Here is a 14,107-nt window from a genome sequence, read left to right on the forward strand (position 1 = left end):
GGATCAGAACGGGGTCAGCACTTTGCCGTCGCCACCGGTAGCCGGTGGGCGCGGTTTCTGGCTGTGGTCTTCGGTATCGCCCAGGCGCTTGACCAGGTCGTTGAAGTCGGTGGTCAGCTTGGTGACCTTCTCGACCAGGTCAGTACGGGCAGCCACTTCTTCAGTGAACGCTTCGCCCTGTTCCTTGGCGTGCGTGGCCAGAGCCTCGATGGCCTCAGTCAGCTCGGAGAACTGGGCGTCATCCTTGACGGCTTTGTCCTTGCTCTTGCCGAGGGCTTCCATCACCCGCGAGAACAGGCCGGCGACCTTGCTCTCGCTGTCGGTGACTTCCTCGAATTCGAGTGCGATCTCGATGGCCTCGGAGAACAGGTTGTCCGGGTCATTTTTTCGCGACTTCAGTGGGCTAGCGTCGGGATGGTGGGCGCTGAAGGTGAGCATCTCGGTGCCCAGGCTGGCCGGGGTGTCGGTTACCGCAATGCCGTCCAGGTACGCACGACCGGTGTCGGCGAATTTCGGGCGGATCTCGATACTGGTGTAGATCTTCTGGCGGGCTTTGTTCAGGGCGATCAGGTCGGCGGTAGGCTCGATCTGGGCGAACAGCGCCAACTTCTTCTTGCCGGCGATCTCGACTTCTTCGGTTTTCAGTGCAACGACGTCGCCGTATGCCTTGAACGGGCCGTCCGGCAGAGCGCTGCGGTAGTGCTCCAGCCAAACGCGAGCACCGTAGGTATTGACGTTGTAGGTTTCGGCAGCATCCACCAGCCACTGGCGCTCGATGGTGCGGCCATCAGTGGTTGCGCCTTCAACGGCGACGCGGAAGAACTTGCTGCGGAATTTCTTGCTTGCTGCCATGCGGGCTGTCCTCAGTGCGGTGGCGTTGTGCCTTGCGATGAGGGGCATGGTCCGCAGCGGGCTGCTATACGGCAACGCGCTGCACTTGTAGGCCTGCGGGCTACAGGGGGCACCAGTGGGTGAACGCGCGCGTGAGCGGCAGCATCGGCGCCATGAACTCTACAGTCGACCTACCCACAGATCATCGTCGCCACGCCAAACACCTGTATTGGCAGGGGTATCGCGTGTGCGAGATTGCCGAGCTGATCGGCGAGAAAGAAAAAACCTTGCACAGCTGGAAAGCCCGCGACGAGTGGGATCGGGCGACACCGCTGGAGCGGATTCAAGCCGCGACAGAGGCGCGCCTGGTGCAATTGCTCATCAAGGACCCGAAGTCAGGCACGGATTTCAAAGAGATTGACCTGCTCCACCGCCAGCTGGAGCGACAGGCACGCATTCAGCGGTACCAGGGCGGCGGTACCGAAACGGACCTCAACCCGGATATCGCCAAGCGAAACGAGGGACCGAAGAAGCAGCCCAAGCGCAACGAATTGGACGAGGAGCAGATCGAGAAGCTGGTCGACGCGTTCCGCGACAGCTGTTTCGACTATCAGCTCGACTGGTACCGCGCCGGCAACCAGCGCACCCGGATGATCCTCAAAAGCCGGCAGATTGGCGCCACGTTCTACTTTGCCCGGGAAGCGCTGATCGATGCCATCACAACCGGTCGAAACCAGATCTTCCTGTCGGCCAGCAAGGCCCAAGCCCACCAGTTCAAGACGTACATGCAGGCATTCCTTAACGAGGTGCTGGGCATAAAGCTGACCGGTGACCCCATCGTGCTCTGGAACAACGCAGAGCTCCACTTCCTCGGTACCAACTTCCGTACTGCACAGGGCCGGTCGGGTAACTTCTACTTTGACGAATTTTTCTGGGTCCATGGCTTCGCCGAGATCAACAAAGTGGCCTCGGGCATGGCGTTGCACAAGAAATGGCGGAAAACCTACTTTTCGACGCCAAGCAGCATGGCGCACCCGGCCTACACCTGGTGGACCGGTGAACGCATCAACAAGGGCAAGCCTACTGCCCAGCACATCCAACTGGACGTTACCCACGAAGCGCTGCAGCAAGGTCGGCTGTGCGAGGACAAGATCTGGCGGCAGATCGTCACCATCATGGACGCCGAAGCCAGAGGTTGCGACCTGTTTGACCTGGAAGAGCTGCGCCTGGAGTACGACGCAGCGGCTTTCCAGAACCTGCTCATGTGCCAGTTTGTGGACGATGGGGCGAGCATTTTCCCGCTCAGCATGTTGCAGCCTTGCATGGTGGAAAGCTGGGATTGGCCCGGTTACAGCCCATTCTCTGCCAGGCCATACGGGGAACGCCCGGTTTGGGTGGGGTATGACCCGGCAGAAACTGGCGACTCGGCCGGCCTGGTGGTGCTTGCGCCACCGCTGGTGCCGGGCGGCAAGTTCTTCCTGTTGGAGAAACACCAGTTCCGTGGGATGGACTTCAACTCGCAGGCCGAGACGATCCGCCAAATCACCAGGCGATACAACGTCGCCTATATCGGTATCGACACTACGGGTATGGGCAGCGCCGTGGCCCAGCTGGTGCGCCAATTCTTCCCAGCACTGCGCACTTTCACTTACAGCCCCGAGGTTAAAACCCGCCTGGTCATGAAGGCGTGGGACGTCATCAGCAAAGGGCGGTTGGAGTTCGATGCCGGTGCAACAGACGTAGCGCAGTCCCTCATGGCCATTCGCAAAACCATTACACCTGGTGGTCGCCAATTTACCTACACAGCAGGCCGGAACGCAGCCACTGGACACGCCGACTTGGCCTGGGCTCTTTTCCACGCATTGCATAACGAGCCGCTTGAAGGCCAAACAGCAACCAATACCCGCATCATGGAGATCTTCTGATGGGTAACATCGATCTGGCCGGCGCCGCGCCGGGGCCTGCCGGCGAGCTGCTCGCCAACCACAACGCCCGTGCCGAGGCTTTCACCTTCGGCGATCCAGTACCGGTCCTGGATGGGCGTGAGATCCTGGATTATCTGGAGTGCTACAGCAACGGCCGATGGTATGAACCGCCGGTTTCGTTGGATGGACTGGCCCGATCGTCGAAGGCGAGTGTTTACCTTCAGTCCGGATTGATCTTCAAGCGCAACGCTTTGGCCCGGACATTCATTCCCCACAGGCTGCTGACTCGCCAGGCGTTCGAGCAGATCGTCATGGATCTGGGGTGGTCAGGCAATCTTTACCTGGAAAAGCGCGACAACATGCTGGGCCGGGCGATGGGGCTTCGGCCTTGCCTGGCGAAATACATGCGCCGGGGGGCGGATCTGGAAACCTACTACCAAGTGCGCGGTTGGCGTGACGAGCATGAGTTCAGGGCAGGCAGCATCTGCCACCTTCGGGTGGCTGATATCAACCAGGAGGTGTATGGCCTGCCGGAGTGGTTGCCGGCGCTGCAGGCCGCGCTGCTCAACGAGTCGGCCACGTTGTTCCGCCGGAAGTACTACCAGAACGGGAGCCATGCGGGGTTCATCCTTTACATGACCGACGCAGCTCAGAATGAAGACTTCGTCGACGATCTGCGCACGGCAATGAAAAGCAGCAAAGGTCCGGGCAACTTCCGCAACCTTTTCATGTACGCGCCAAACGGCAAGAAGGATGGCATTCAGCTGATCCCGATCAGCGAGGTGGCGGCAAAGGATGACTTTGGCGCGATCAAGAACATCAGCCGCGACGATCAGTTGGCTATGCTACGCATCCCGCCGCAGTTGATGGGCGTGGTCCCACAGAACGCAGGCGGCTTCGGTTCGGTTCTTGACGCCACTCAAGTATGGGCCATGAACGAGCTGGAGCCAGAGCAGGCAAGGCTGTTGCAGATCAATGAATGGCTTGGTGAGGAAGTAATTCGCTTTGCGCAATATGAGTTACCTACCGGCACGTCAATGTAAGCCAGAGAGAACAAAAAGCCGCCCTCGGGCGGCTTTTTGCGTTGGAGTGTTCGCGTGATTTCATTCCGCGATGGGTGCTTTGTCACGTGCTCTCGCATCTTTCCCTTCGGCTGCTGCTCTTGCACCTTCGGGAACCATCTCATACAGAGCAGCTAGTTCTTTTGGTTCTGTAATACCCTTATTAACAATAAGGTTAAGCATCAAGAACATTTTAGATGCGACCAGGTCAACGTCCTCTGGTGCCATCTCGCCAGGGTGAACCGCGTTGTTTCCTGTGATCCTTACCGTATCAGCCACCTTGATGAGTAGCTGAGGCAGCACATTTTTACGAGCAAGCTCTCTGATATCGACGTCGATCTTTTCGCCCTTTTCTCCTAGGTGAACACACAACTTCTGCAAAGCAAGGCGGAGAAGGGCTGCCGAAGCACGTGGTGAACGAGTGAAAATATCAGCAGCTTCCTCATAATCCGCCCGCACATCTGCCGGCATATCCGGTACGGGAAGTGGCGCCGCCCCTCTGTTAGGCAAAATCATTCGGGCGGCGTTTACCAGCCAAAAGCTTCTTCCATCACACTTTGCACAACTGGCCGCACGTATGCCGGTAGTGGTCATAGTTCCGTAAAAGGACAGATCGCGCCACGTCATGTGGGCGAAGGCACCACACGTCGGGCAATTGAAGGCTTCAAGCCCCAGTGCCGGTATCACCTCATCCATCGTCCCCACTCCTCCAGTGAAAGATCTTTAGGTTAACTGCGTTCCGCAGAAATCTACACCTCTCTCAAGTCATCACTCATCTTACCCCGGCGCGCGCTCTCGTCCCCCCGCCACGCCTGCGGGCTAAACGTGTCGGAATTTCTGCGCACCTGCACGACCACCAGCTCAGCGCAGTTACTGGGCGGCCGGGTAGGTATAGGGGAGGGCGCGCTTCTGCGAATCCCTGCAGCAAGGCCTATTCTCGCGGGCATAGGGCTCGCTTCCTTCCATATTTAGGAGGACCCATCAAAAAAAGGTAATTTCGGTTAGGAGGGGGGTGTAACACCCCTGCAAGCCTTATGGGGCAAGGGTTTGAGCGATTACCAAAAAAGGTAATTAAAGGTAAGGAGAAAGGTAATTTTTCCATAAGTGCTTGATTTTAAAGGGTATTGTTTTTCCCTTACACAACCAGTCACAGAGGTAATCCGATTACCTTTCAATTACCAAAAAATTACCTTTTTCAAAATCCCTACAGCCCTTGATTTACGTGGCCTACAGAGCATTTCCAAGGATCAATTACCAAAATTACCTTTTTTTGATGGGTCAACCTTAAACGGCGATTCCCTATGGGGAAGCACCCTGGCAGGGCGACGTGCACACCCACCTTGGGAACACTCTGGGAACAAAAACGCTCACAAGCGCGCGCTCCAGCCCACAGAAATCAAGGCCTTCAGCCCAGCTTTCGCCATTTTGTTGAGTTCGAATCTCTACGCTTCCGCCATATTCAAAGCCCTGATTATTCAGGGCTTTTTGCGTTTTTGGGGTATAGAAAAGCCGACCATGGGAACGCCATCGGGAGCCCCATCTCCCCCGGACAGTTCCGCTACCTGACTACCGTTAACCTCTGGCAGGGCAGGCTTGGTGCCGCTCAAGGTTTTTCAGTAGCGCTCGCTTGGCTAGCGGCGGGTTCTGTGGAAGAAGACGCGGCAGCATGAAGCTTGTCGGTAATCTGCTTGGCCAAGGCATGGTAAAGCGAGACCGGAGACACCCATCCAGAGATGGCCGCCGCCATCAGTGTCGCTGCCAACATGGGAATGGCCAGGTCCGGGCTGTGTGTCAGTTCAAGCACGATGACCGAGGCGGTCAGTGGCGAGCGTGTCACACCGGCCAGGTATGCGCCCATACCAAGTAGAGCGCCTGCCTGGGGATCAACATCGGGCAGCAAGCTCAACAGGGGCGCAAAGGCGGCGCCGATGCTCAGCGAAGGCGAAAAGAGCCCGCCAGGAATCCCGGAAAGATAGGACGCGACGTTGGCCAGAAACTTCCACAGGAGAAAGCTTGTGTCCGTGATTGGCTGCCCCTCCAGCAACGCACGCGTTTCTTCGTACCCGGTGCCGAATACATGATTGCCAGAGACGAGCCCCAACGTGGCCAGCAGCAAGCCACAGATGGCAGCAAAGCGCACCGGATAGCGTCCGCGTAACGTACAGACCCGGCCGAGTAGGCCCTTGTCGGTGGGCAGCACAAGCTTGGCGTAAAAACCACCCAGCAGCCCGCCCAGCACAGCACAGGCAGGCACGACGCTCCAGCCCCAGCCCACCGGCATTCGACCGCTGATTTCTCCAAAATAGGCGTAATGGCCCATCAGCCCCAGCGTGACGACCCCACCGATCAGCACCGCAGTGAGCACCAAGCCGCTGAAACGTTGCTCGAACGTGCGGCTCAATTCCTCAATGGCAAAGACTACCCCCGCTAACGGTGTATTGAAGGCTGCCGCAATACCCGCGGCGCCTCCGGCGAGCACCAGGCCAGCGATGGTGCGCCGGCCGTGCAGGCCTAAACGTCGGCCAAAGGAATAGAGCACAGCGGCGCCGATGTGGACGGTCGGGCCTTCCCGGCCAACCGAACCGCCGACCAGCAGGGCGCCCAACGTCAGGCTCATGCGGGCGGCAGCCACAGGGAGCGAGAGTAATCGGGCGCGCAGGCGGCGAGAGGGCATTTCCAGGGCGGCTATGACTTGGGGAATGCCGCTACCCTTGGCGTTTTCAAACCACCGTTGCGTCAGATAAGCCAGGAGCGCGAAACCAAGCGGAGTGATGAGAAGAGGTGACCAGGGTGCCCATTCCAGCAAGCGCTTGAACGAAGCGAACGCCGCGTCGGCAAGCCAGGCGAATGCCAGCGCAACCAGCCCCACCAGCAATGCCCCGATCCAGAACGCCAGTCGCTGACGCCATTCTCGCCAGCTTGAACGGCGGGAGAGTGAAGGTGCAGGACGGGTAGGTTCGGGCATGGTCCACACATGGCTGACTTGGAAAGCCGTGAGTATGGCGTGTTTTCCCTGGCAGGCCTACCCGACACAGGTTGTAGTCGTGCCAGGCGTGGCGATCCGTTTGCCCACATGCAACGGACCGCCAGTGCCAGAATGTGGCTAGGTGGCCGAACTTGCTTTGGTAGCAGGCGCTGCCTTGCGCATGCTCCACATCCCCCAGGCCAAACCCAGCACGGCCGCGATCAATGATGCGGATAGCACGCCGAGTTTCGCTGCCCCGAGTGAGCCAGGGTCGACGAAAGCGAGGTTGGCGATGAAGATCGACATGGTGAAACCGATGCCGGCCAGCAGCCCGACCAGCATGATGCTACGCCAGTTGACCTCGGAGGGAAGCTCGCACCAGCCCAGGCGGACCATCAGCCAGCTGACGCTGACGATGCCCAAGGGCTTTCCTGCGACCAGGGCGACAGCGACGGCGATCATGACCCACTGGGGGCCTTCAGCGGACAGGTCGACACCCGAAAGGCTTACCCCGGCATTGGCCAAGGCAAACACGGGCATGATGCCGTAGGCTACCCAAGGGTGCAGGGTGCCTTGCATGCGCACTACCGGCGGCAGCAGTTCGCGCTGGGCCAGGCGCAGCCGTTTCAAAGGATCAATGAGGTCGCTGGCATCTTGCTCAGGCGCCTTGGCGCGCCCCAGCAATTCGCCGGTGAAGCGGGTAATGGCATCCAGCGGGCGCTCACGCATGGGCATTGCGGTGACAGGTGTCATCAGGCCTAGCACAACACCTGCGAGAGTCGGGTGGGCGCCGGTCAACAAGATGCCCAGCCAGACGATCGCGCCAGGAATGACATAGGCGAAGGCTGAACCCACACCGATCTTCTGAAGCCCGATCACCATGAGCAGGCCGATCAGTGCAACGCCGAAACCGGTGTAATCAAGGCCGCCTGAATAGAAAAACGCGATGATCAGGACTGCGATGATGTCATCGATGATTGCCAGGGCGAGGAGAAACACACGTACGTTGGACGGGATCGACTTGCCGAGCAGTGCCAGTACGCCCACCGCAAAGGCGATATCCGTCGCCGTTGGCACTGCCCAACCTTGTTGGTCTGCTGGCGCGTGACCAAAACTCAGGTAGAGGAGTGCAGGCACGGCTACGCCGCCGACAGCGGCTGCCATGGGGAGCGTGGCTTGGCGCAGGCTGGACAGCGCGCCCTCGTGGATCTCGCGGCGGATCTCCATGCCCACGACCAGGAAAAAGATGGTCATCAAGCCATCATTGATCCAGAAGTGCAGGGACTGCGAATAGACATGCGAGCCCACGCCGAACGTCAACGGCGTATGCCAAAGGGCTTCATAACTGTCGGCAGCCGGGGAATTCGCCCAGATCAATGCAGCGACTGCGGCAATCAACAGAACGATGCCGCTGACCGCTTCAATGTGCAAAAAGCGTTCAAGGTTGGCGAAGGCTCGCTCGGCCAGGTCTTGGGCGCGAGGTAATTCTTTTTTATGCATAGGCGCAGGTGCTCCCGCATGGCGGCCCGACCTGCGCTGTTCTTTAACCTGCCTCACTGCACCGTGCAGCTGGCACCCGTCCGCTAGTCTACCGAATAACCACTCTCAGATGAACAAAAAGCGCCAAACCATTCACTCCAAAGGCGTGTCGGTTTGAGATTTTTTCCTGCAGACGTTAGGGTTTGTGGTTATTTCCGAGCATACGAGGCTTGGCAAACGGGAATTTATCCAACTGCTAGCCTTGGTAAATATCGTCGTGCTCAGGCACGCTGTGCTCATCGCCTTGCAAGGAGAACTGCCGCTATGACTGCAGCCCCCAAACCCAGGAGCACCCTTAACCCACCCGTTTTCTACACCAGTGCGATACTTATCTTTCTGCTGGTCTTGTACGCCACGGCATTTCAGGAGCACGCCCAGACACTGTTCGAGCAAGTCCAGCGATGGATCATCACCAATGCCAGCTGGTTCTACATTCTTGTTGTAGCGCTGGTGTTGATCAGTGTGGTGTTTCTGGCCGTCAGCCGCTATGGCGACATCAAGCTAGGCCCTGACCACAGTGAGCCGGATTACCGCAAGAGCAGTTGGTTTGCCATGCTGTTCTCGGCAGGTATGGGGATTGGCCTCATGTTCTTCGGCGTGGCCGAACCGGTCATGCATTTCTCCACACCGCCCGTGGGCGATCCTGGCACCGTCGCCGCGGCGCGCGAAGCCATGAAAATCACCTTTTTCCACTGGGGTCTGCATGCCTGGGCGATCTATGCCATCGTCGCGCTGATCCTGGCCTACTTCAGTTTCCGCAACGGCCTGCCGTTGACCTTGCGTTCGGCACTCTATCCGCTGATTGGTGAGCGAATCTATGGCCCTATAGGGCATGCCGTGGATGTCTTTGCCATCCTCGGTACGGTGTTTGGTGTGGCGACCTCGCTGGGTTATGGGGTATTGCAGATCAACAGCGGGTTTCATCATGTGTTCGGTTTGCCGGTAAACACCACCGTGCAAGTCATCCTCATCACCGCCACCTGTGCATTGGCGACGCTTTCAGTGGCCAGCGGCCTGGACAAAGGTATTCGCATCCTGTCCGAGCTCAACCTGAGCCTGGCGGTGATTCTGATGCTGTTCGTGCTGCTGCTTGGGCCTACGGTGTTCCTGCTGCAGACCTATGTACAGAATACCGGCGCCTACCTTTCGGACATCGTCAATAAAACCTTCAATCTCTACGCTTACGAGCCCACCGACTGGATCGGTGGCTGGACCTTGCTGTACTGGGGCTGGTGGTTGTCCTGGTCGCCCTTCGTGGGTTTGTTCATCGCACGTATTTCGCGAGGGCGGACCATCCGGGAATTCGTCTGCGGCGTACTGTTCGTACCGGCGGGTTTCACCTTGCTGTGGATGACGGTGTTCGGCGACTCGGCAATCCATATGATCCTCAACGATGGTGTAAAGGATCTGGCTACTGTGGTCAGTGAAGACAGTTCCCTCGCCTTGTTTGCTTTCCTGGAGCATTTCCCGTTCTCCAGCATCATTTCGTTGGTCGCGGTGCTTATGGTGGTCGTGTTCTTTGTGACCTCGGCGGACTCTGGTGCGCTGGTCGTGGATATGCTCGCCTCCTCCGGAAAAGGTCATTCACCCCTGTGGCAACGTATCTTCTGGTCAATCTGCATCGGCGCAGTGGCGATCGCGTTGCTGCTGGCGAACGGCCTCAAGGCGCTGCAGACCGCGACCATTGCGAGCGCTCTGCCGTTCGCGGTCATCTTGCTGGTTGCGATTTGGGGCTTGTTCAAGGCGCTGAGTCTTGATGCGACCCGCCGCGGGTTGCGCAATCAAGCGTTGCCAGGCCCACGCCATACCCGTCACCCACACGGCGGCTGGCAGCGGAGACTGCGCAACATCGCATTGATGCCGCGCCGGGTTCATGTCACCCGCTTTATCGCCGAGGTGGTGAGGCCTGCCTGCGAAGAGGTCGCCCAGGAGTTGCGTAAGCAAGGCTACGAGGTGAGCGTGAATGAGCGCGATGATGGACGGGTATCCCTGGAGCTCTCCCATGCCGGTGAAGGGCGTTTCCTCTACGAGGTGCGGCCACGGGCCTTCAATACGCCAAGCTTCGTCATGCAGGACACCGAAGACGGTGGCGATGCGCGCAAGTATTTCCGTGCGGAAGTGCATCTGCGAGAAGGGGGCCAGGACTACGACATCATGGGGTGGAGCCGCGACGATGTGATTGGTGACATCCTGGATCAGTACGAACGCCACCTGCAATACTTGCACGTGGTGGGCTGAACTGGATTCGGCCCTGCCCTGGCGTAGTCAGGGCAGGGCGGTTCGCCTGCTGTCCAAAGGCGGATTTTCACAGGCCCAGAAGTCTACTGCAGCAATGCGTTCGCTCGGCGGTCCTAACCAATGGGACAGCGGCTGGCACCCGGTTGTCGTGCAGACCTGATAGTCGCCAGCCTCGGGCGTTCGCCCGGCGTGCAAGGGCTGCAGCGGTGGTAGATGACGACGATAGTGCCAAGTGCCGTTGCGCAGTTGAGCGTCGTCCGGAATCTCCATGCCGGCCCCGCTGCCTTTGACCCGTGCCTCTACCAGTACCAGGCCCGCCGGGGTCACTTGGTAATCCTCCTCCCAGCGGACCTTTTCGATACTGTGCTGCCACGCGAGGGTAAATTCGTGCAGTGGCAGGCTGACCCACACCACACCGGCCAGCCCAACGCAAAGGCTGATCATGCGGGGTGTCCAGAGGCCGGTCGGCTTCGCCAGTAGTGCCAACCCAGCACTGCCGCACCCAAAACAAAACCGACCTCATCGCTGATGGGCAGGGCAAGTATCAATGACACGCCAGCAGTGAACGCCAGCAGGCGCTCCCACCAGGGCATGGGGGCACGCAAATGCCCGATCGACGCACATCCCCAAAGGGCAACCGCGAACGCCGCCTTGATCACCATGTACAGCGTGCTGCCCATGCCTTCACCTTGCATCATCAACGCCGGGTCATAGACCGCCATGAAGGGCACAACGAAACCGGCCAAGGCAATGCGCACCGCCCAGAAACTGATCAACAGGCCTTTTTCCTTGGCAATCGGGGCAGCTGCAAAGCACGCCAATGCCACGGGCGGCGTCAGGTCGGCCAGGATGCCGAAATAGAACACGAACATGTGCGAGACGATCAGCGGAACCCCGAGCTCCAGCAGGGCCGGGGCGGCAATGGAGCTGGTGATGATGTAGTTGGGTATGGTCGGGATGCCCATACCCAGTACCAGGCAGGTGAGCATGGTCAACACCAGCGAGAGGAACAGGTTGTCCCGTCCCAGGTCAAGAATGTATCCGGCAAAGGTGGTGGCCAGGCCGGTCAGCGAGATGACGCCGATAATGACGCCGACCAGCGCGCAGGCAATACCCACCGGCACTGCATGACGGGCACCCTCCGCGAGGGCCATGACGCATGCGTGCAGGGTGGCGCGACCGCCCTGGACGAAGCAGCACGCAATGGCCAGGCCGGCAATGACCATCAGGATCACCCCGATCCCCATGCGGAAAAAACCTGAACACAGTATCCCGAGTGCAACCCAGAAAGCCGCGCGTAGCCAGGTTTTTTGAGCGCGCAGGATGATGGCCGAGCCAAGGATGACGATGGCGGTCAGGGCCAGGCCGACCATTCCCGAGTACAAAGGCGTTCGCCCGGAAAACAACAGCGCGACCAAGACCATCAGGGGTACGAGCAGGAACCAACGTTGTCGCAACGCATCCCAGGCACTCGGGCACTGTTCGCGAGGCAAGCCATGCAGATGGCTGCGCCGAGCCTCCAGGTGGACCATCCAGTAGACCGAGCCGAAGTACAGCAACGCTGGGATGAGCGCGGCTTTCGCCACCTCGGCGTAGGGCACGTTGATCGTCTCGGCCATGATGAACGCCACGGCGCCCATCACTGGCGGCATCAACTGGCTGCCCATGCTGGAGGTCGCCTCTACGCCACCGGCAAATGCAGGTTTGTAGCCGAAGCGCTTCATCAGCGGAATGGTGAACTGTCCGGTGGTGACGACGTTGGCCACCCCCGAGCCGGTAATGGTACCCATCAGTGCCGAGGAGAAAACTGACACTTTGGCCGGCCCCCCGCTGCGATGGCCGAACAGCCCCATGGCGAAATCGGTGAACAGACGAATCATGCCCGCCTGCTCAAGAAATGCGCCGAACAGGATGAACAGGTAGATGTAGGTGGCTGAGACATAGGTCGGTGTGCCATACAGCCCTTCGGTGCCGAATGCCAACTGATTGACGATCTGATCGAGGCCGTAGCCTCGATGCGCGAGTTCGCCTGGCAAGTATTGGCCAAGCAATCCATAGACCAGAAACAGCGCGCATATGATGGGCAACGCTATGCCCATCACGCGCCGTGCGGCTTCAAAGACCAAACCAATAAGCAACAGCCCCACGATCAGGTCGCTGGTGGTCAGCTCGCCGGAGCGTTGAATCAGGTCCCCTTCGAAGTACCACTGGTATGCAGCCGTCGCCATTCCCGCAAGGCCCAGCAGCCAGGCAAGGGGTTGCCACGGTCGACGGTGGCCAACGAATGAATAGCTCAGGTACACCACCAGCAACAGGAACCCCACGTGTACTGCACGCAGTACTTGGGTGGAAATCAGGGGAAATGCCGCTGTGGCGATCTGGAAAACCGAAAAGACCAATGCCACGGCAAAAAGCGCGGCAGGCCAGCGATCGGTACTGGCGTGAAGACCTTGCGCGGTATCACTCATACGCTGCTCCATTGCTTGGGGATATCATCAGGGGAGCAGGTCTTTCTCCTTGAAATACCTCTCTGCTCCTGGATGCAGCGGAATGGGCAGGTTCTTGGCGGCATTTTCCGGCTGGATATCCTTCGCTGCAGCGTGGGCCGTGACCAGGCGTGGAAGGTTCTCGAATATCAGCTTGGTCATCTTATAGGCCAGGTCATCGCCGATGTCGGCGCGGGTGACGAGGATGTTGTTGATGGCCGCCGTTGATACGTCCGCATTCTGACCATCATAGGTGTTGGCAGGAATGGTGGCGGGTTGGTAGGCGTTGTTGCCAATGCGGGTCACCACGTCGGCAGGGATAGGCACGAACACCACCGGCAAGGTCGCGGCCAGGTCTCGGATAGCCGCTTGACCGAGCCCTGAGGATTGCAGCGTGGCGTCAAGCTGACGGTTCTTGATCAGTTCGACGGACTCCGCATAGGGCAGGTATTCAACTTTTCCCATGTCCTGGTAGGTAAGCCCTGCGGCCTTGAAGATGGCGCGGGCATTCAGTTCGGTGCCGGACTTGGGTGCCCCAACCGAGATACGCTTGCCTTTGAGGTCTGACAGGGAGGTGATCCCCGACTCCTTGCTGGCGACGATCTGGATGTAGTTCGGGTAGGTGCCGGCGATGGCGCGGAGTTTCTTCAAGGGCGTTTTGAATCCAGCCTCTGCATCGCCCTTCCAGGCATCTGCCACCGAATCCCCCAGCGCGAATGCCAACTCCCCTCGACCGGCTTGCAACAGGTTGAGGTTCTCTACCGAGGCCTTGGTGGCTTGCACCGTGGTCTTGCTGCCCTCGATGCCGTGGCTGTAGATCTGTGAAATGCCTACGCCTACCGGGTAATAGACACCACTGGTACCGCCTGTGAGGATGTTGATGAAGGTCGGTGCAGCCTGGGCAGCCGCACAGACAGTAAACAAGGTGCTGGCCAATGCCAGGCGAAGGGCTCGGTTCATGGCGTCGTTCTCCGCTTGTTGTTGTTATTCCTGCGCCAGTAAACCTAGAACGAATATGCCGTCCCTGCCCAATTTTATGGCTGATTGGCTGGATGACCTCCG

The 14,107-nt window shown here is 59.1% G+C and carries 11 protein-coding genes; 4 read left to right on the top strand and 7 right to left on the bottom strand.

Going from position 1 to position 14,107, the window contains the following annotated elements; all coding sequences use genetic code 11:
* Window positions 1-3: 3 nt before the first annotated feature.
* On the bottom strand, window positions 4-852 hold the full coding sequence (locus tag QCL51_RS09395) for a GPO family capsid scaffolding protein (protein WP_338444786.1): 849 nt from the start codon (window positions 850-852) through the stop codon (window positions 4-6).
* A gap of 152 nt (window positions 853-1,004) precedes the next feature.
* On the opposite strand from QCL51_RS09395, the gene QCL51_RS09400 reads away from it, so the two are divergent.
* Entirely contained in the window at window positions 1,005-2,756 is a 1,752-nt protein-coding gene (locus QCL51_RS09400) for a terminase ATPase subunit family protein (RefSeq protein ID WP_338444787.1), read from the top strand.
* The gene (locus QCL51_RS09405; RefSeq protein ID WP_338444788.1) at window positions 2,756-3,799 is read left to right on the top strand and encodes a phage portal protein; all 1,044 of its coding nucleotides are present in this window, start codon (window positions 2,756-2,758) and stop codon (window positions 3,797-3,799) included. The genes QCL51_RS09400 and QCL51_RS09405 overlap by 1 nt, the downstream gene beginning before the upstream one ends.
* A 60-nt stretch (window positions 3,800-3,859) precedes the next feature.
* Here QCL51_RS09405 and QCL51_RS09410 read toward each other — a convergent pair whose 3' ends face one another.
* The gene (locus QCL51_RS09410) at window positions 3,860-4,513 is read right to left on the bottom strand and encodes a DUF4145 domain-containing protein (RefSeq protein WP_338444789.1); all 654 of its coding nucleotides are present in this window, start codon (window positions 4,511-4,513) and stop codon (window positions 3,860-3,862) included.
* Between the two features lie 408 nt (window positions 4,514-4,921).
* On the opposite strand from QCL51_RS09410, the gene QCL51_RS09415 reads away from it, so the two are divergent.
* Window positions 4,922-5,383, top strand: a complete 462-nt coding sequence (locus QCL51_RS09415; RefSeq protein ID WP_338444790.1) for a hypothetical protein — start codon at window positions 4,922-4,924, stop codon at window positions 5,381-5,383.
* Window positions 5,384-5,420: 37 nt separating this feature from the next.
* On the opposite strand, the gene QCL51_RS09420 is transcribed toward QCL51_RS09415, so the two are convergent.
* Window positions 5,421-6,782: a chloride channel protein gene (locus QCL51_RS09420; protein WP_031322022.1), complete on the bottom strand. Its 1,362-nt coding sequence runs from the start codon at window positions 6,780-6,782 to the stop codon at window positions 5,421-5,423.
* A gap of 138 nt (window positions 6,783-6,920) precedes the next feature.
* Entirely contained in the window at window positions 6,921-8,282 is a 1,362-nt protein-coding gene (nhaA, locus tag QCL51_RS09425) for a Na+/H+ antiporter NhaA (RefSeq protein WP_021782169.1), read from the bottom strand.
* Window positions 8,283-8,585: 303 nt separating this feature from the next.
* Between nhaA and betT the strand changes: the two genes are divergently transcribed.
* The gene (betT, locus tag QCL51_RS09430; protein ID WP_021782170.1) at window positions 8,586-10,559 is read left to right on the top strand and encodes a choline BCCT transporter BetT; all 1,974 of its coding nucleotides are present in this window, start codon (window positions 8,586-8,588) and stop codon (window positions 10,557-10,559) included.
* Window positions 10,560-10,586: 27 nt separating this feature from the next.
* Here the strand turns inward: betT and QCL51_RS09435 are convergent, their stop codons facing one another.
* From QCL51_RS09435 to QCL51_RS09445, 3 genes are read right to left on the bottom strand one after another with little or no spacing between them, the layout of a single operon-like run.
* Window positions 10,587-11,003, bottom strand: a complete 417-nt coding sequence (locus QCL51_RS09435) for a DUF1850 domain-containing protein (protein WP_021782171.1) — start codon at window positions 11,001-11,003, stop codon at window positions 10,587-10,589.
* Window positions 11,000-13,027, bottom strand: a complete 2,028-nt coding sequence (locus tag QCL51_RS09440) for a TRAP transporter permease (RefSeq protein ID WP_031322023.1) — start codon at window positions 13,025-13,027, stop codon at window positions 11,000-11,002. The genes QCL51_RS09435 and QCL51_RS09440 overlap by 4 nt, the downstream gene beginning before the upstream one ends.
* 27 nt (window positions 13,028-13,054) lie before the next feature.
* Complete coding sequence (locus QCL51_RS09445) at window positions 13,055-14,005, bottom strand: TAXI family TRAP transporter solute-binding subunit (protein WP_338444791.1); 951 nt, start codon at window positions 14,003-14,005, stop codon at window positions 13,055-13,057.
* Window positions 14,006-14,107: the final 102 nt, after the last annotated feature.

It is taken from the genome of Pseudomonas sp. LTR0 (assembly GCF_036630035.1).
GTDB classification, from domain to species: domain Bacteria; phylum Pseudomonadota; class Gammaproteobacteria; order Pseudomonadales; family Pseudomonadaceae; genus Aquipseudomonas; species Aquipseudomonas putida_Y.